The organism is Massilia sp. CCM 8734 (genome assembly GCF_011682155.1).
Lineage (GTDB): Bacteria > Pseudomonadota > Gammaproteobacteria > Burkholderiales > Burkholderiaceae_D > Telluria_A > Telluria_A rubra.
On sequence record NZ_WHJI01000039.1, the window covers coordinates 60,464 to 78,631 of the forward strand.

The 18,168-nt window shown below is 66.7% G+C and carries 16 protein-coding genes; 9 read left to right on the plus strand and 7 right to left on the minus strand.

The window, feature by feature from the left end; genetic code table 11:
- Positions 1-53 precede the first annotated feature (53 nt).
- Both F2P46_RS37155 and F2P46_RS27855 read right to left on the minus strand, forming a co-directional pair.
- A complete protein-coding gene (locus F2P46_RS37155; RefSeq protein ID WP_208296801.1) occupies positions 54-899 on the minus strand; it encodes a PEP-CTERM sorting domain-containing protein in 846 nt (281 codons plus the stop codon).
- Positions 900-1,125: 226 nt separating this feature from the next.
- Positions 1,126-2,760 (minus strand): ATP-binding domain-containing protein, encoded by a 1,635-nt coding sequence (locus F2P46_RS27855; protein WP_166896373.1) that lies wholly within the window; start codon positions 2,758-2,760, stop codon positions 1,126-1,128.
- Positions 2,761-2,945: 185 nt separating this feature from the next.
- Between F2P46_RS27855 and F2P46_RS27860 the strand changes: the two genes are divergently transcribed.
- Positions 2,946-3,560 carry a PEP-CTERM sorting domain-containing protein gene (locus F2P46_RS27860; RefSeq protein ID WP_166896375.1) on the plus strand — a complete coding sequence of 205 codons (615 nt, stop codon included), beginning with the start codon at positions 2,946-2,948 and terminating at the stop codon, positions 3,558-3,560.
- A complete protein-coding gene (locus F2P46_RS27865; RefSeq protein ID WP_166896377.1) occupies positions 3,553-4,092 on the plus strand; it encodes a PEP-CTERM sorting domain-containing protein in 540 nt (179 codons plus the stop codon). The genes F2P46_RS27860 and F2P46_RS27865 overlap by 8 nt, the downstream gene beginning before the upstream one ends.
- Before the next feature lie 28 nt (positions 4,093-4,120).
- Here F2P46_RS27865 and F2P46_RS27870 read toward each other — a convergent pair whose 3' ends face one another.
- Genes F2P46_RS27870 through F2P46_RS27885 form a run of 4 tightly spaced genes read right to left on the minus strand, consistent with a single transcriptional unit; the run spans position 4,121 to position 9,255 of the window.
- Positions 4,121-6,184: a nitric oxide reductase activation protein NorD gene (locus F2P46_RS27870; RefSeq protein WP_166896379.1), complete on the minus strand. Its 2,064-nt coding sequence runs from the start codon at positions 6,182-6,184 to the stop codon at positions 4,121-4,123.
- A gap of 11 nt (positions 6,185-6,195) precedes the next feature.
- On the minus strand, positions 6,196-6,987 hold the full coding sequence (locus F2P46_RS27875; protein WP_229509485.1) for a CbbQ/NirQ/NorQ/GpvN family protein: 792 nt from the start codon (positions 6,985-6,987) through the stop codon (positions 6,196-6,198).
- A 1-nt stretch (position 6,988) separates the two neighbouring features.
- On the minus strand, positions 6,989-8,359 hold the full coding sequence (locus tag F2P46_RS27880; protein WP_166896383.1) for a cbb3-type cytochrome c oxidase subunit I: 1,371 nt from the start codon (positions 8,357-8,359) through the stop codon (positions 6,989-6,991).
- 53 nt (positions 8,360-8,412) lie between these two features.
- Positions 8,413-9,255, minus strand: a complete 843-nt coding sequence (locus F2P46_RS27885; RefSeq protein WP_166896385.1) for a c-type cytochrome — start codon at positions 9,253-9,255, stop codon at positions 8,413-8,415.
- 334 nt (positions 9,256-9,589) lie between these two features.
- Between F2P46_RS27885 and F2P46_RS27890 the strand changes: the two genes are divergently transcribed.
- A complete protein-coding gene (locus F2P46_RS27890) occupies positions 9,590-10,273 on the plus strand; it encodes an MFS transporter (RefSeq protein ID WP_166896386.1) in 684 nt (227 codons plus the stop codon).
- Positions 10,274-10,399: 126 nt separating this feature from the next.
- On the opposite strand, the gene F2P46_RS27895 is transcribed toward F2P46_RS27890, so the two are convergent.
- Complete coding sequence (locus tag F2P46_RS27895; protein WP_166896389.1) at positions 10,400-11,038, minus strand: TetR/AcrR family transcriptional regulator; 639 nt, start codon at positions 11,036-11,038, stop codon at positions 10,400-10,402.
- Between the two features lie 210 nt (positions 11,039-11,248).
- Between F2P46_RS27895 and F2P46_RS27900 the strand changes: the two genes are divergently transcribed.
- The 6 genes from F2P46_RS27900 to F2P46_RS27925 all read left to right on the plus strand — a co-directional run bounded on the left by F2P46_RS27900 (position 11,249) and on the right by F2P46_RS27925 (position 17,968).
- Complete coding sequence (locus F2P46_RS27900) at positions 11,249-12,469, plus strand: arabinose transporter (protein WP_166896391.1); 1,221 nt, start codon at positions 11,249-11,251, stop codon at positions 12,467-12,469.
- Positions 12,470-13,243, plus strand: a complete 774-nt coding sequence (locus tag F2P46_RS27905) for a siderophore-interacting protein (protein WP_166896393.1) — start codon at positions 12,470-12,472, stop codon at positions 13,241-13,243.
- A gap of 693 nt (positions 13,244-13,936) precedes the next feature.
- The gene (locus tag F2P46_RS27910) at positions 13,937-15,496 is read left to right on the plus strand and encodes a 4-hydroxyphenylacetate 3-hydroxylase family protein (RefSeq protein WP_208296803.1); all 1,560 of its coding nucleotides are present in this window, start codon (positions 13,937-13,939) and stop codon (positions 15,494-15,496) included.
- Between the two features lie 2 nt (positions 15,497-15,498).
- Positions 15,499-16,257 (plus strand): SDR family oxidoreductase, encoded by a 759-nt coding sequence (locus tag F2P46_RS27915; protein WP_166896397.1) that lies wholly within the window; start codon positions 15,499-15,501, stop codon positions 16,255-16,257.
- A gap of 112 nt (positions 16,258-16,369) precedes the next feature.
- Entirely contained in the window at positions 16,370-17,281 is a 912-nt protein-coding gene (locus tag F2P46_RS27920) for a CoA ester lyase (protein ID WP_166896399.1), read from the plus strand.
- Positions 17,282-17,308: 27 nt separating this feature from the next.
- Positions 17,309-17,968: a response regulator transcription factor gene (locus tag F2P46_RS27925; protein WP_166896401.1), complete on the plus strand. Its 660-nt coding sequence runs from the start codon at positions 17,309-17,311 to the stop codon at positions 17,966-17,968.
- Positions 17,969-18,168 lie beyond the last annotated feature (200 nt).

Sequence of the window (18,168 nt, forward strand, 5' to 3'; positions counted from 1 at the left end):
GGAGGCGCGTCCGTCGTGAGGACGCGCCGCTCGCGGCGCCGTCTGGCAATCGTTCATTTGCCCCGGACGGTCCGGCGGCGACGGGCCGCGCCGGTGACCAGGGCCAGTCCGGCAAGCAGCATGGCCGTGGAAGCCGGCTCAGGTACGGGGCTCGGTTGCAGCGGACCGACGTCGTCTGTGTGCGTAAGCGAGACCAAGTTGATGGTGAACTTCAGGTTCGATGACAACGCCGAGTTGTTGTCGAACGTGATCCAGACGCGCTCGCTGGCATCCATCGTCGCCGGCGGACTGTCGCCGAGCTTGCCGTTCGATGCCGCCACGTTGATGAGTGTCGATTCGAATCCGGTCTGTTGGCCTTGCACATAAGCCTGTAAATAGAAACTGGCTTGGGTTTGTGCGCGCTCCTGGAGCACATTGCCTTTTGGCAGCGTGGTCAAGGTGCTGCCGTTGAAGTCTGCGAAAAACGACACTTGCGTACCCGGCGAGAGCACAAACTCGGTGATAGCGGAACTGGCGTACGAACTGACCGAGCGGCTGGTAGCCGGGGTGCTGGTGGTCGACGCCAGGGTGCGCAATTGCAGTGAATGAAAATCGGTACCGGTCACGCTCACGTTTCCCGTGCCGGCAGGCGTGCCGAGCTTGATTGCGAGATCGCGGTGATAGCGCGTTGTCGATTGCGTGCGGTTGTCGTCAAACTCTGGTTCAACGGTGCCGAACTGCCTGATATAGCTGGACACCTGGCTGCCGCCGGCATCCTCCTTGGGCGGGACGATGCTGAGGGACGGGCCAATGCCATCGTCGGGCAACAAGTCGATCAGCGTGTACGAGAAATTGCTCAGGCTACTCTCGGCGCGAATCTGTGCGTGGGCCACTATCGGTGACGCCAGCGCGGCCGCCATGAGCGCACTTACGGCGAATATATTCATGGGTGTGCCTTAATCTAATAGCAAGATTGCAGAAAAAGACAATATACCAGTGCGCGCCGCGTCCGCGATGGCTTGTTGCTAATTGATCACAATATTCACCCTGGCATCCGGCTTCCGGCTCCGTTGCGGCGCCGCACGGCCTTCACGGCCCTTCTTTCCGTCCGTATGGGCGACAAGGCATGGGGCGATCTTGCCGGGATCAGATCCGGTCCAGTAATTGTTGTCCGGCCCGCTCGCTGAGCACCAGCACCAGCTTGAGCCTGGCGCGCGTCATGCCCACGAACAGCTTGCGCAGGACCAGCTCGTCGATCTGCTCGAAGTCGATCTCGGTGAAAATCACCGCCGGCGCCGACTGGCCCTTGAAGCGGTACACCGATTCCGCCAGCAAGCCGCCCTCGCGGTAGATCGGCGTGCCGAACAGGTCGTATTGGCCGGTGAAAGACCTGAGCGTGTGCGCCTCGCTGAGCTTGTCGAGGCGCAGGATGGCGGACTTGTCGCGGCCGCGGAACGAGGCGATGGCGATATCGTGGCGCGCGAAGCCGGCGCCCAGGCACAGGGTGACCGCGCGCCGCGTCTGCGCGAGCATGGCCTCGGTGTCGCCTTCCGGATACATCAGCTCCTCGATGTCGGCGCCCTTGAAGGGACTACCGGCCTGGACCGGCGGATGGACGGCGCCGATCGAGGCCAGCATGTCGATAATCTGGCGCGGGCTGCGGAAGTTGGTATCCGAATGCAAGGTGACCCAGCCGGGCAGCGGCACCGTGGGACGTCCGTACAGGTTCTGGTTGGGGTCTTCCAGCCAGATGGCGCGGCCCTCGGGCTTGAGCATGCGCAGCAGGATGTCGCGCCAGGACAGCGAAAAATCCTGGCCCTCGTCGACGATCAGCACGTCGTATTTCCAGCTGTCGGGCAGCTCGGCGCCGGCCATGCGCGCTTCGATCTGGTCCCACACGCCGGGCGCGGCGTAGTCGGGGATGTGGCCCTGGGCGCGCAGGAAGGCGTCGCTGAGCATGTGGAAGGTCGCCACCCGTCCGCCGGCAGGAACGACTTGCCCGATATGGTCGGCCAGCGGCCGGTTGTAGCACACGTACAGGGGCGACAGGCCAGCCTCGATGGCCCCCGCGTATTCGGCCAAGGCCAACTGGGTCTTGCCGCTGCCGGCGGTGCCGGACACGCGCAGACGGAACGGGGTAAATTCCAGCTTGCGCGCCCAGGTCGCCAGCCCGCCGGACAGGCGCGTGACCATGGCCGCCGCATTGCCGATCATGGCGCTCGGATCGGGCCGCAGGCTGAGCATGTTGCCGAGAAAGCGCGTCACTTTCTCGAACTGCTCGCCCGGCTTGCTGTCGGTGATCGGCAGGATCTCGCGGATCACCCGCGCCAGGCGGTCTTTATTGGTGGCGTCGATGATGTGGCGCGGATCGATCCCCGCCAGTTGCGGATTGCGCACCAGGTAGTCGGGGCAGTACAGCAGGTAGTCGATCGACAGCTCGCCGCCAAAGCGCTCGGTCAGGCCTTTGATGGAACGCATCAGGTGGTTGGCGACCTTGCGCGGCTTGCCCTCGTAGTGCTTGACCAGGCCATCGGCTGTTTCGTTGAGCAGGCCCGATTTCTGCTCGATCAGCAGCAGGCGCCCGCTCGGCGCGACGACGATGAAGTCGATCTCGCCGAAGGCGGAAAAGCCATTTTCGACATTGGTCCAGTGCACGCCGTGGTAGATGCGGTAGGGGGCATCGCCCAGGGTACGTTCGAGATAGCCCAGCGTTTCAATCTCGCGCACGGCGGTGCCGGTGACCGCCATTTCTTGCCAGCCGGTAGGATGAATGTGGGCCATGGAATCAGCGGTGGGTGGTTGTGGTGCTTCCTATAATATTGCAAGACTGCGTAAGGGGGAGGATCGCACGCTTGCCGGCAAGGCGCCGTGCCGTGGGGGGCAAGCTATTTGTTCTCGATGCGGCGTTTGTACGACACTTTGCAGATGCTAATTTGTTAATCTATCGCTTCCTTCAGGAGACCATCATGCTCAAACGTTCCATGCTCATCGCCGCCACCGCCGCCGCCGCCATGCTGGCGCCGGGCGCCCAGGCGGCATCCACCTTCAGCCAGTTTACCTATACCGGTTTCTTCCACGAAGAAGCGGGGCAGTTCCTGCCGAACGCGCAGATATACGGCTATTTTGAAACCGAGGATCTGAACGGCAATGGGGTCCTGGAACGCAGCGAGGTGTCGTCGTTCGTGCTCAACGGCCAGCAATATGTCGGCTGGTGCGGTCCGGAAGTATTCATGTGCGGGCTGTTCGAATTTTCCTATGCCCCCGGCGCGGCCCTCAGTTTCAGTACCTCCTGGAGCACCGATCCATGGAGCGAGTTCGGCGTGGCGGCCGGCCGGGCGGTGAGTGGAATCGAGGTCAAGGAATATTCCTACTGGATGGGGAACTCGGCGTCCTATACCTTGCGCTGGACCGAAGACACCCTGTTCGAGATTTCGCCGGTGCCGGAGCCGGCCACCTACGGCATGCTGGCGCTGGGGCTGGGCGTCCTGGCGCTGAGCAGCCGGCGCCGGGCCCGGGCCGCAACGCGCGCCCCCGCCGATGCCCCTCGTCCGCCTGTTATTTCCGGAGCCCACCATGCTTAAACCAGCGTTATTGATTGCCGCCGCCGTGCTGGCGGGCAGCGCCCACGCCGAATCGACCTTCCGCGAATTCAGCTATACCGGCTTTTTCCAGGAAGAAGTGGGGCAGTTCCTGCCGACAGCCCGGATCTCCGGCAATTTCGTCAGCGACGATACGAACCGCGATGGGCTGCTGGACCTGAGCGAGGTGACTTCCTTCGTGCTCAACGGCCAGCAATATGTGGGCGGCTGCGGGCCGGAAGTGTTTTTGTGCGGGTTGTTCGAATTTTCCTATACCCCGGGTGGCGGCCTCAATTTCAATACTGCCTGGACCACCGATCCATGGAACGAGAACGGCGTCGCAGGCGGCGAGGTGATCAGCGGGTTCCAGGCGCAGGAATACGCTTTCTGGAACGGCAATGCGACCTCGACCACCTTGCGCTGGACCGAGGACACCCTGTTCGAGATGTCGCCGGTGCCCGAGCCGGCCACCTACGGCATGCTGGCGCTGGGACTGGGCGTGCTGGCCTTGCGCGCCCGCCACGCGCGCACCTGAAGCGCCAGCCGGGCCGCTGCAGCGCGCCTCAGGCGGCGACCAGCTTGCGCAGCCACCCCAGCAAGACGGTGGGCAGCAATTGCGCACGCGGCAGCAAGGCGTACGCGCACTCGCCGAACACGGCCGGAAGATAGCTGGCCGCCTGGCGGTCGATGGTCAGGCAAAACGGTGAAATTCCCTGCAGGCGCGCTTCGGTGACGGCCTGGCGCAGGTCTTCCACGCCGTAGCGTCCGTCGTATTGGTCGACATCGTTGGGCCGGCCGTCGGAGAGCAGGATCAGCAGCCTGTGCCCGGCTGCCTGGGTCATCAATTCGGCGCTGGCGTGGCGCACGGCGGCGCCGGCGCGGGTGTACCGTTCCGGTTCCAGGCCGGCGATGCGCAGGGCGACCCGCTGGTCGTAGGCTTGCCCGAAGCGCTTGATGGGGCGCACGATGACGCCGCCCGGCCCTTCGCCCGAAAAGCCGAGCACGCTGAACGGCTCGCCCAGGCCGTCCAGCGCCACGCACACCATCAGCAGCGCCTCGCGCTCGACGTCGATCACCCTGCATTGTCCCGACACCCAGCCATCGGTCGAGCCGCTCAGGTCGACCAGCAGGGTGACGGCCAGGTCGCGTCGTGCGCGCCGCTCGGCCTGGTACAGGCGCTGTTCCGGCGGCCCGCCCGCCTTGCGCTGGGCCTGGTCATCGATCCAGCCCTGCAGGTCGATGTCGTCGCCATCGAGTTGCCGGCGCAGCCGGGTACGCTGTGCCCGCAACAGTTCGAAATTGCGGCGCACGCCCGGCAGCGCCGCCGCATGCCGGCGCATGATGGCGTCGAGCACCGCTTGCTCGCCCTCGGCCGCGCCGCACACCGTGACGGTGGCGCCGGGGCCTGCGTAGGACGCCGTCTTCCAGTCCCATTCCGGATAGGTGCTGCGTGCGCCGTCGGCCGAGGCCAGCGCCGGCGCCGGCTTGTTGGCGTGGCGGTCGGGCGGGTCGTCCGATAACAGCACTTCGCGCGCGGCGCCGGGGGACCACAGCAGGCGCGCTTCGGCCAGTTCGGACAGGGAGTCGCCAAAGTCGTCGGCGGCGCTGTCGGTATCGCGGTCGGTGGGCCGCTGCAGGCCCATGGCGTCTTCGGCCTGCTCGTGCGGCTGGGCGGTCTGGACCATCATCGGACCCGGCGCGGCCGGCTCGTCTTCGCCCTCGAGCGCGGCGCGCGCGCGTGGGCGGCGCGCCAGCCTGGCGCTGCGCACCGCTGCGGCGCCGCTGGCGATGTCTTCCTTGCCGTGGCCGGGCACGGCGTGCGCCAGGACCGGTGCGGGCAGGAACTCGCCCAGCCAGTCATCCTTGACCAGCAGGCGCGCCGCCAGGCCTTGCAGTCCGGACGCCGCGGCCAGCCGCCGCGCCTGCGCCAGCACCGCCGCGGCGCCCGGGGGCGCAGGCGACGCGCCAGGCGACGCGCCAGGCGACGCGCCAGGCGGCACGTTAAGCGAGGCGCCGCTGTCTTGCCGCGCCAGCACGGCCTGCAGCATGGTTTCGATGGGGCGCAGCCGGGCGGGCAGGGCGCTCGGCCGCGGCCGCGCCGCCAGCGCTTGCCGGCGCCAGCCTTGCAGCGCCGGCTGCATGCCGGGCAGCAGCAGCGCGAGCGCGTCGTCCGCCGCGCGCGCTTCGAGCACATGGTAGAACGCTTGCAGCGCGCCGTCCTGGCCGAACGGGTAATGGCTGGCGCTGCCGCGCACGGCGCGCATGGCCTGTTGCAACAACAGCAGGCGGTAGCGCGCGAGCGCGTCGTCGGCGCCGCCATCCGTTGCGATGCTGCGCGGCAGCCAGATGCTGGCGCCATCGGTGGCGGGAAGGGCGTGCAGGGGCGGCGCCGCCTCATCGCGCCGGATCAGCTTATCGAGCCAGGTACGCGGCGCCGGCGCTTGCGCGGGGCGCAGGCGGAAGCGGCGCGCAAAGACGGCCTCGGCCAGCAGGTCCAGGCGCGCGGCGACCTCGGCCAGTTCGAGCCGGGCCGGCGTGGACGCCCGTCGCTGGCGCCGCCAGAGGCCCTGGATATACACCGTGGCGTGGCGCGCGACATCGGTGATCACGTCTTCGGCTTCTGCCATGGCCGCACGATCTAGATGAAACTGGCCTTGACCAGGTCGCGCATGGCGCCGACCAGGGCAGGCTCGTCCGACAGGGGCGACACGATGGCCGCATTGCAGGCATCCTGGACCGCAATTCCGCCGGCGATCAGGCGCGCGGCAGCGATCAGCAGGCGGGTGCTGGGCACCTCGGCCAGGCCGCGGTCGCGCAACTGGCGCAGGCGGTTTCCCAGGGTTACCAGGTCATGCGCCAGGCTGGCGGTGACCGCGCCCTCGTGCTCGACAATGGCCGCTTCGCGCTCGGGCGGCGGAAAGTCGAAATCGAAGGCGACAAAGCGCTGGCGCGTGCTCGGCTTCATGTCCTTCTGCATGCGCTGGTAGCCGGGGTTGTACGAGACCACCAGTTGAAAGCCGGCGGCGGCGGCGACGGTTTCGCCGGTCTTGTCGATCGGCAGCATGCGCCGGTGATCGGTCAGCGGGTGCAGCACCACCACGGTGTCCTGGCGCGCCTCGACCACTTCGTCCAGGTAGCAGATGGCGCCCTCGCGCACGGCCCGGGTCAGCGGGCCGTCATGCCAGGCGGTGCCGGCGGCGCCGATCAGGAAGCGCCCGACCAGGTCGGCGGTGCTCAGGTCGTCGTGGCAGGAAATCGTCACCAGCGGGCGTTGCAGGCGCCAGGCCATGTATTCGACGAAGCGGGTCTTGCCGCAGCCGGTCGGGCCCTTGAGCATGACGGCCAGCTGGCGCTGGTGGCATTGTTCGAACAGCGCCACCTCGCCCGCATGGGGCAGGTAGTAGGGGGCGCTGTCGGCGGGGGCGGGCAAGTCAGTTCCCCGCATGGGCTTGCAAGCCGGCAGCGTCGCCGGGAGCGTCCAGCTGCGCGCCGAAGCGTGGGGCGTAGCGGAAGAAGTCGATGATGAACAGCGCCACGCCGATGGCGAACAGCGAGCCGGTCGCCAGCAGCATCACGAAGTGGATCTGGATTTTCAGCTGGGCGTCGAGAAAGCCCAGGCCCATGATGCGTTCCAGATAAACCTGGCCGATGCCGGCCGTGGCGAACGACAAGGTCATGCCGAACATGCCGCCGAGCTGCATCCAGAACGACCAGTAGCCCATCGCGCTGCCTTCTTCGGGACGGCGGGTCAGGCTTGGTGCGGCATAGGTGATCATGGCCAGCACGATCATGACATAGGCGCCATAAAAGGCGGCGTGGCCGTGCATGGCCGTGATCAGGGTGCCGTGGGTCCATTTGTTGACGGAGGGGAATGTGTGCGCCAGCCCCAGCAGTCCCGCGCCGAACAGGGTGAACACGGCGCTGCCCACGGTCCAGTGCAGGGCCAGCTTGTTGGGATGGGACATGCCCGAGCGCTTGATGGTCGAGTAGGCGTAGATGGCCATGCCGACCAGCGCCACCGGTTCGAGCGCGCTGAACACGCCGCCGATCGGCAGCCAGTAGGCCGGCACCCCGACCCAGTAATAGTGGTGGGCGGTGCCCAGAATGCCGGCGATAAACACCAGGCCGACGATCACGTACAGCCATTTCTCCATCACTTCGCGGTCGGCGCCGGACAGGCGGATCAAGAGGTAAGCCAGGAAGCCGCCCTGGATCATTTCCCAGACGCCCTCCACCCACAGGTGGATGGTCCACCAGCGGTAGAAAATCGATACCGTATAGTTTTCATAGTGCAGCAGCGCCGGCAGGTAGAGCAGGGCGGCCAGCCCGAGGCCGCCCAGCAGCACGCCTTCGGTGGTGGTCAGGCGGCCCGATTTCTTGATGGTCATGCCCACGTTGTACAGAAACATCAGCATGACGATCACGATGACGATCTTGTGCGGCAAGGGCTGCTCCAGCAGCTTGTTGCCGGTCCCCCAGCGAAACAGGTAGCCGATGACGGCGGTGACCCCCATCAGCACCCACAGGACCAGCTGGAGGTAGGCCAGCCTGGTGCTGTGCAGTTCGGTTCTCGATTCGTCCGGCACCATCCAGTAGGTCGCTCCCATGAAGCCGCAGATGACCCAGACGATCAACAGGTTGGTGTGGATCACCTTGGTGACGTCGAAGGGCAGGATGTAGAGCAGGGGGTCCGGTCCCAGGTACTTGGTGGCGGACAGCAAGCCGAACACCAGTTGCAGGCCGAACAGGGCCAGGGAGACGGCAAAGTACCAATAGGCGACAGACTGCGACTTATATCTCATTTCGATAGCTCCGGCGAAAAATACGATCCAGGCGCGTGATGCGGGCGCGCCGCCTACTTCAGCGAGGACAGGTAGGCGACCAGTTGGGTGAGTTGTTCCGGGCTCATGTCCTGGGCGTAGGTGGTCGGCATGAAGGACTGGCCGTCGGCCGAATACATGGGGCCGGGGACCACGTGGGCGCTCGGAGCGAGCACCGATTCGCGGATGTAGCCATCGACATCGGTGGCCTTGCCACGGTAGCTGGCGCCGGCCAGCAAGGCCGCGCTGCGGCCGACCAGGCCGGCCAGCGAGGGACCGGCCATGTCGACCCCGGGGGCGCTCGAGTGACAGGCGGTGCAGGCCGGCGTGGCGCTGCGGAACAGGCGCTCGCCGAGGGCGATCGGGTTGTCGCCGCTGGTGGCGGCGCGCGCCGCCGGTGGCGTGGCGGCGGGAGCGACGGCGCTGGCGTCGGTGCCCGGAAAGGTCGCGCCGGTGACCAGCAGGGGGCGCGGCGGCCAGCCCTGGTTGTCGACATTCGAGACCCAGTCCAGGAAGGCGATCAGGGCGGCGATGTCGGTATCGCTGATGTCTTGCTTGGGCATCAGGCGGCGGTGCCGTGTTTCGTCGTAAAACTTGGAAGGGTCCTTCATGTACGCGGTCAGGTAGGCCTGGCCGCGCAGCTTGGTGATCTTGGTCAGGTCGGGGGCGTAGTAGGCGCCCTCGCCGAACAGGGTATGGCAGTTGATGCAGTTGTTGGCGTGCCAGACATCCTTGCCGCGCGTGACCTGGGCGGTGATTTTGTCGCCGTTGGTGAGGCGCTTGAACTGGCGGTGGCTGTCGAGGGTGAGAACAAGGAAGGCGATGGTGGCGACCACGGTCGAACCGATGGCGAAATGGCGTGCCTGTCGTTTGTTCACGTTGTCCCCTAGACCGAAATGGCCGGCCAGTAGCGGATCGCGATGACCGTGGCGTAAGCGATGGCCAGCGCCATGAGCCCGATGACGGCGTAGGCGAACAGTTTCAGGGAAAGAATCCAAGCGTGCATGACTGCCTCCGGACCGTGAATGTGCGGATAGCTTAACAGGCTTGCATGCTTGTACAAAAATACGGACGTGTACGTCGGGAAAAACGCTGGCGCTGTTGTTTCTGGGGCCGGCGGCTGCCGGGGCAAGCGGGCGCGGCATGCCAGATGAGCGTCGGCTGCGCGCCCGTGTTATCAGACAATTTACCTGTCCGGCCAGGCGCGCCGCGATGCTGATCACCTTGCCTGCTGCATGTGGTCCAGCCATTCAAAGCGGGGCATTCCCCCTGCAAAGAACGCAACGGCCAGCTCAGCGACCAGCAGATCAATCAGAAACGACCATATTCATGGCGCTTTCGAGATACCAGGCAAGACTGCCCGTTGCGATCGTCATCCTCAGCATTGCCGTTGTCGGCTTCGCAACCGGCCTGACAATACCGCTGGTCGCGCTACGGATGTACGACCAGCAGTACGACCCATTCATGACCGGAATGATGGCCGCCGCACCCGCATTGGGTATCATCGTTGCGGCGCCACTGGTCCGCAGGCTGGTGATATTGTTGGGGCGCAAGCGACTCTTGCTGACGTGCTTCGCCCTGTCGGCAAGTTCAATCATGCTGCTCGAGCACGTTTCAAGCCTGGCCTTGACGTTTCCGCTGCGCTTTGCCATGGGCGGGGCTGCTGGCGTGATCATCGCCCTTGGGGAATCCTGGATCAATGAGCTGACCGGCGATAAAACGCGCGGCAGGGTTGTGGCCCTGTACGCCACGGCGTTTACGGTGTCCCAGCTTACGGGGCCGGCGCTGGTGTCGTTGTTCGTCCTGCTAGCGGCAGCGCCAACGGCTTGCCGGCCACACTTGCAGTCGCCGCCGGCATTTTCCTTGCTTCGACGTTTCTGGAATCAGCGAAATTGACGGGTAAGATCAACATGCGCTGACGCCGACTGCCATCGAGCTTGCTCAACGACCGGTCAGTCGCGCGCCCCGTTGCCCGGCGCGCCGCCGCTCGCGGGGCCATCACGGCCGCCCCGAAACCGTCGATCAGGCCGCCCCCGCCCCTTCGCTGGGCTTGCCCAGCGTCAGATAGCCCATCACCGCGTCGACGATCGCGCTTTCGATCGCGTTGATGTCGAAGCGGGGCGGATCGATCACGGCCGCGTGCACCATCGACTCGATGATGTGAAGCATGACCCAGGTCGCCAGGTCCAGGTCTTGCGGGGTGATCGCGGCGCGCCAGTCATCGAGCAGCTTGCGCACACGGTGGAAGATACCCCTGTCGGGCTCGCTCTCCGACTGGGGCGCGTCGAAGAAGGGGAATTCCAGCTCCAGCATCTTGTGCAGGTCCGGCTCGACCATGTGCGCGGCCAGCAGCGCGCGCACCATGGCGTCGATGTGTCCGCGCAGCGTGGAGTCGAACGGACTGGCCAGCACCGCCTCGACCGTCTGCTGCATCTGCGCGCCGTGGCGCTGGTGCAGCGCGGCGATCAAGGAATCCTTGTTGGGAAAGTACTGGTACACCGAACCGACGCTCAGGCCGGCCTTGTCGGCGATCAGGTTCGTGTTGGTGCCGGCATAGCCATGTTCGGCGAAAACGCGAGCCGTCGCCTCGAGTATCGTCTCCACGGTGTGTTTGGAGCGCGCCTGGCGGGGCTCTTTCCTAGGGCGGGGAATATCTAGCATGACCGTTTTCTAATGCGAGTTTTCATCAGGGGCGAATGATTTTATAATTTGTGCCGATTGCGAGTAAATACTCGCCTTTATATAAAACGCTTTTATCTATGCAATAAAAGCGGAGAAACGAGGCGCCACTACCCGATATGGGTAAATCACATCAATTATTAATAGTTGAACATTTCAACCTGGTAATAAACGCCCGATGAAAGAATATACATGACTTCGCACAAGCCAACAGCAAACTCTCCGCCGGCAATGACCAGCGCGGGCGAGCAAAGCGTCCTGCAACAACTAGCGCCGATAGTACTGGCCGTTTTTGTCAGCTTCATGACGATCGGCATCGCCCTGCCCGTGCTGCCCCTGCACGTGCACGGCCAGCTCGGCATGAGCACCCTGATGGTCGGCATCGTCGCCGGCGCCCAATTCGCGGCCGCGCTGCTCACGCGCGCGTGGGCCGGCGCCCTGTCCGACACGCGCGGCTCGAAACGCGCGGTGATGACCGGTTTCGGGATCGGCATCGCCTCCGCCCTGGTCTATTTCCTCTCGCTGTATTGGGTGGACCAGCCGCAGTTGTCGGTCGCCGTGCTGATCGTCGGGCGCGTCCTGCTCGGCTGCGCCGAAAGCCTCATCGTCACCGGCGCCCTGAGCTGGGGCGTCGGCCTGGTCGGCCCCCAGCGCGCCGGCAAGGTCATGGCCTGGGTCGGCATCGCCATGTACGGCGCCTACGCCGCCGGCGCGCCGGCCGGCATGGCGATCTACAAGACCTTCGGCTTCAGCGGCATCGCCGCGGCCGGCATGCTCGCGCCGCTGCTGGCCATGGTCATGCTGTTGAACGTGGACGCCATCGCGCCCGGCAAGCTGCGCCGCGTTCCGTTCTACAAGGTGCTCGGCATGGTCTGGCTGCCCGGCGCCGGACTGGCGCTGTCGAGCGTCGGCTTCGGCGTGATCACGGCCTTCGTGTCGCTCTTGTTCGCGACCAAGCAATGGGGCAGCCCGTCGCTGGCCTTCACCGCGTTCGGCGTCGGGTTCATCGGGGCCCGTCTGCTGTTCGGCCACCTGCCGGACAAGATCGGCGGCGCCAAGGTCGCCCTGGTGTGCGTGCTGATCGAAGTGCTCGGCCAAGTCTTCATCTGGCGCGCCGAGGCGCCGCTGCTGGCCTACCTGGGCGCGGCCCTGACCGGTTTCGGCTATTCGCTGGCCTTCCCCGGCTTCGGCGTCGAGGCGGTCAAGCGCACCCCGCCCCAGAGCCGCGGCGCGGCGATGGGCGCGTACGTGGCCTTCCTCGACATTTCGCTGGCCGTCACCGGCCCGCTGGCCGGCGCGCTGGCCAACGTCGCCGGCATCAGCGCGGTCTATCTGGCCGGCGCCGCCTGCGTCGGGCTGGCCTCGCTGGTCGCCGTGCGCCTGCTGGCGTCGGCGCCGGCGGAGGCGTCCTGAATGTCGGGGGCGCCAGTGCCGGAGCAGGCGACCGGGCAAGTCAGCGGGCAAGTCAGCGCCAAACCAGCCCGGCCGCGGCTGCGGGCCGTCGTCACCGCCCGTGAACAGCTCAGTTCGGCGCGGATCCGGCTGACCTTCGGCGGCGACGATGCGGCCATGTTCATCCGCGCCGAAGCGGCCCAGGCGCCCGGCGCCTGGATCAAGCTGTTCGTGCCGCGCCCCGCCGGCGACAGCGTCGGGCGCGCCTACACGCTGCGCCGCTTCGACCTGGGCAAGGGCAGCTTCGACGTCGATTTCGTCATCCACGAGGCCGGCCCGGCTTCGAGCTGGGCCGAGGCGGCCCGGCCCGGCGACCGGGTGGCGTTCGCCGGGCCGCGCGACGGCGGCTTCACCCTGATGCCCGACGCGCAATGGCTCGTGCTGGCCGGCGACGAGACCGCCTTGCCGGCGATCCAGGCCATCCTCGCCCATGTGCCGGCCGACCTGCCCGGCATCGTGCTGATCGAGGCCGACCGCCCCGGCGAGCACGAGGCGTTCTTCGCCGGCCCGCTGATGCGCCTGCACTGGGTCGCGCGCGGCCCCGGCGACGACGCGCTGGCCAAGGCGCTCGACGGGCTGGCGCGCCCGCCGGGAGCGGGCCAGGCCTGGGTGGCCGGCGAGGCGGGCGGCGTGGTGACGGTGCGTGCCTTGCTGCACGAAAAATGGGCGCTCGACGGCAATCATGTCCGCGCCAAAGGGTATTGGAAACGCGGCGCCGCCGACTTCCGGTCCTAGCAGCCTGTCGGACTTGGAGAGTCGAAGCGAAAAAATAGCTGGGCGAGGCCAGATTTTGACGATTTCGCAGTGCCAATAGCGAGCTATTGGCCGAGAAAGCGGCGAAATATGGACCGTCCCAGGTATTTTTGCAGCCGACGATCCCAAGTCCGACAGGCTGCTAGCATTTCGCCCGCCCACGGCCCGGCGCTCCGCCTTGGCGCTCCGCCTTGGCGCGCCGCCCTGGCGCCCGGGCCGGGCCCCGCAAACGCGAGTAGTTGCTCGAACTTGAATGTGCTACTGGACAAAAGCCTTGCCAAGCCGCATGTCCAGGCTGGCTTTCGGCCATGCGAATCGGGTATTTTTACCCGGCGTTCGCCTGTCTCCCAGCGCCCTCCGGTAAGCGATCCGGGCGCCAAAATCCCCCTCCTCCCCGCCCGTGCCAAACGAACGCGAGTTGATACGCTTGTTTGCCAAATTTATAATTTCCCTCGTCCTCATCAAGGACGAAGAGCCGGCAATTAACCGGGACGTATATCGGCACCATTAATAAATGGAGTCGAGAAACCCTCGCGCACGGATAAGGACCACTTATCCCCCCGGCCGCATTATAGGCCGCCCGGTTATGAATATCGACGGTCGACCGGCAATATATTCCTGGCTTATCGCGCCGGCTTGAATTCCCCCACGCTTAGAATCCATACGGAGATGATTATGAAACAAGACTTCAGCAACCAGCCACCCGGCGGCGAACACCCGGCGGGCAACGCGATGTACACCGGCGCGGAATATCTGGCCAGCCTCGACGACGGGCGCGAGGTATGGCTCAACGGGGAAAAAGTGAGCAACGTGGCCGAGCACCCGGCCTTCCGCAACAGCGCGCGCATGATCGCGCGCTTCTACGACGCGCTGCACGATCCGGCCAAGCGCGAGACGCTGACCATCGAACTGGACAACGGCAGCGGCCTGCGCGGCCACCGCTTCTTCCAGGCGCCGCGCTCGGCCGAGGAACAGATCCTGGCGCGCGACGCGATCGCCGAGACGGCCCGCCTGTCCTACGGCTGGATGGGCCGCACGCCCGACTTCAAGGCCGCCTGGATCGGCACCTTCGGCGCCAACCGCGCGCTGTACGGCGAGTACAGCGAGAACGCGGCGCGCTGGTACGACCTGGCGCGCGAGCGCCTGCCCTACATCAATCACGCGGTGGTCAACCCGCCGGTCGACCGCCACCTCGACCCGAACCATTCGAACGTGTTCATCCACGTCGAGGAGGAGACCCCGGACGGGCTGATCATCAGCGGCGCCAAGGTCGTCGCCACCGGCGCCGCGCTGACCCACTTCACCTTCGTGGCCCACTACAACGTGATGTACCAGGAGAAGAAGTTCTCGCCGGTGTTCATGGTCGCGACCAACGCGCCCGGCGTCAAGATCATCTGCCGCAAGTCCTACGAGCTGGCCGCCGGCCTGACCGGCACGCCGTTCGACCATCCGCTGTCGAGCCGCATGGACGAGAACGACTCCATCCTGGTGCTCGACCGCGTCTTCATCCCGTGGAAGGACGTGTTCATGTACGGCGTCGAGATGTCGAACAAGTTCATCGAGCACTCGGGCTTCTTCGGCCGCACCCTGATGCACGGCTGCACCCGGCTGGCGGTCAAGTTCGACTTCATCTGCGGCCTGTTCCTGAAGGCGGTCGAGATCGCCGGCACCAAGGGCTTCCAGGGCGTGCAGGGCGCGGTGGGCGAGGCGATCGCGCTGCGCCACATGCTGTGGGGCCTGTCCGATTCGATGGCCTGGAAGGCCGAGCCCTGGTGCGGCCAGTACGTGCTGCCGAACCTGGAGTCGGCGCTGGCCTACCGCGCCAGCGCCGGCGACGCCTACAGCCGCGTCATCAACCTGATCCGCAAGACCGTCGCCAGTTCGCTCATCTATCTGCCGTCGCACGCGGCCGACTTCCAGCAGCCCGAGCTGCGCCCCTTCCTGGACCGCTACGTGCGCGGCGCCGACGGCGTCGACGCGGTCGAGCGGGTCAAGCTGATGAAACTGCTGTGGGACGCGGTCGGCTCCGAATTCGGTTCCCGCCACGAGCTGTACGAGCTCAATTACTCGGGCAGCTACGAGAAGAGCCGCCTCGACACGCTGACGATCGCCAACGCGACCGGCCTGTCGGCTCGGATGAAGTCGATGGTCGACCAGTGCATGTCCGAGTACGACCTGAACGGCTGGGTGGCGCCCGACCTCGCGGCGCGCCCGTCGATCCTGACGCCGGCGTGAGCATGGCCGCCCCCTTCCCGCACGCCGCGCAACGCCAGGTGGCAGTGGTCACCGGCGCCGCCGCCGGCATCGGCGCGGCCACGGCGGCGGCGCTGGCCAGGGACGGTTACGACGTGGCCTGCCTGGACCGCGACGAGGTGCCGCTGGCCGGGCCGGACACCGGCGCGGGCGGCGCCCGGCGGGCCTTCCGGCTCGACGTCTGCGACGAGGACGCGGTGGCGCACGTGTTCGCCGACATCATGGCCTGGCGCGGCCGCATCGACGCGCTGGCCACCTGCGCCGGCATCGTCGACACCAGCGCGCTGGCCGAGCTCGACGCCGCGCGCTTCATGCAGGTCGTCGGCGTCAACCTGCTCGGCAGCTTCCTGCCGATCAAGGCGGCGGCGGCGCACATGCGGACCGGCGGGCGCATCTGCACCGTCTCGAGCGTGGCCGGGCTGCGCGGCGGTGGCCTGGCGGGCACGATCGCCTACGCCGCCAGCAAGGGCGGCGTGATCGCCATGAGCAAGACCATGGCGCGCGAGCTGGGCCCGCGCGGCATCACCGTCAACTGCATCGCGCCGGCCGTGATCCGCACCCCGATGCTCGACCGCACCACCGCCGCGCCCGGCCACATCGAGCGCCTGCATGGCATGACCGCCCTGCGCCGCGAGGGCACGGCGGCGGAGGCGGCCGAGGCCATCGTCTGGTACCTGTCCGAGAAATCCTCTTTCGTCAGCGGAACCACGATGGCGGTCGACGGCGGCCTGTCGATGGCCTGATTCCCTGCGCCACCCGAACGGCATGTTGCATGGCGCGCGCCCGATCAGCCGGCGTACCGGAGCCGCGCGCGCCCGCCGTTTTCCCCCCTCATTCATTTGCAAGGATACAAGCATGGCTATATCACCCGACAATTCCCTCGCCCTCGCGCGCTCCTGGCTGTTCGTGCCCGGCATGGACCTGGACCTCATGACCGAGGCGGCCGCCAGCGGCGCCGACGTCATCGTGCAGGAACTGGAGGACTTCACCCCGCCCGAGCTGCGCCCGCAGGCGCGCGCGCTGGCGGCGCAGGCGTATGCAGCCTGGCGCGCGCGCGGCGTGATCCCTGCGGTGCGCGTCAATCCGCTCGACAGCTGCGGCTACGACGACCTGCTCGGCGTGATGGCCGGCCGGCCCGCCATCGTGATGATGTCCAAGGTCGAGAGCGTGGCCCAGGTGCGCGAGCTCGACCAGGAAATCGGCCGGCTCGAAGCGCTGCACGGCATCCAGGCCGGCAGCACCCGCATCGTGCCGAATATCGAAACGGCGATCGGCATCGTGCGCGCGATCGACATCGCCCACGCCAGCGCGCGCATCGAGGCCATGCTGGTGGCGACCGAGGACATGGTGGCCGACCTGGACGCCAACCGCAGCCGCGAGGGCACCGAACTGCATTATCCGCGCTCGCGCTTCCTGCTCGAATGCGCCGCCGCCGGCGTGCGCGCCATCGACTGCCCGTACACGTTTGCCGACAGCGACGGCGCCGAGGCGGACATGCAAACCGGCTGCGCGATCGGCTACCGCGCAAAGGCGGTCGTCAACGCGGCCCACGTCGCGCTGACCAACCGCCACCTGACGCCCTCGCCCGACACGATCGCGCTGGCCAGGCGCCACGCGCTGGCGTTCGAGGCGGCGCGCGCGCAGGGCACGGCGCGCGCCCAGGTCGACGGCCTGGTGGTGGAGGTGCCGAGCTATCTGTCGGCCCGCCGCACGCTGCTGCGCCACGAACAGCTTCAGGCATGGCTGGATCAACGCAAGCAGTTTTGACCCATCCGAATCCACACTGGAACCATCATGCCCATCAAAGTCGCCATCATTGAACACTGCGCCATGCTCAGGACCGCGCAACGCCTGGTGCTGCTGGCCGCCCCGGACATCGCGCTGGCCGGCGAATTCGCCGATGGAGCGTCGGCGCTCGCCTGGCTGCAGCGCGCCGCGCCCGACGTGCTCATCGTCGACATCGACCTGCCCGAGCGCGGGGCCCTCGACATCATCGAACTGTGCGCGCGCCTGCATCCGCGCTGCGGCATCCTGGCGCTGTCGGCGCTGTGCGACGAAGCGAGCGTGTACGACTGCATCGACGCAGGCGCCTCGGGCTTCCTGTGCGGGCGGCGCGCGCTGCCGGACTTGGGCGCGGCGGTGCTGGAACTGCACGCGGGCGGCTCGCCCATCAGTCCGGAAATCGGCCGCAAGATCATCGAGCGTGCCCGCCTGGAGCGCCCGCGCCAAGCCAAAGCGGCGGGCGGACCGGGGCAGCCCAAGCTCACGCGCAGGGAGACGATCATCCTGGAGCTGGTGGCCCGCGGCAGCAGCGACAAGGAAGTGGCGAAGCTGCTCGAGATCTCATTTCGCACCGTGCAAACGCACGTGAAGAACATCCTCAACAAGTTGTTTGCCAGCTCACGCACGGAGGCGGTATTCGAAGCGCGGCGCCAGGGCTTGCTGCGGATGTGATCCGGCTTCGCGCGCGCCGACGCCGGCGCGCGCGGCCGGCTGGCGCGACTGGCCGCCTCCCGGGCGGGCGTCTAGCAGCCTGTCGGACTTGGGATCGTCGGCTGCAAAAATACCTGGAACGGTCCATATTTCGCCGCTTTCTCGGCCAATAGCTCGCTATTGGCACTGCGAAATCGTCAAAATCTGGCCTCGCCCAGCTA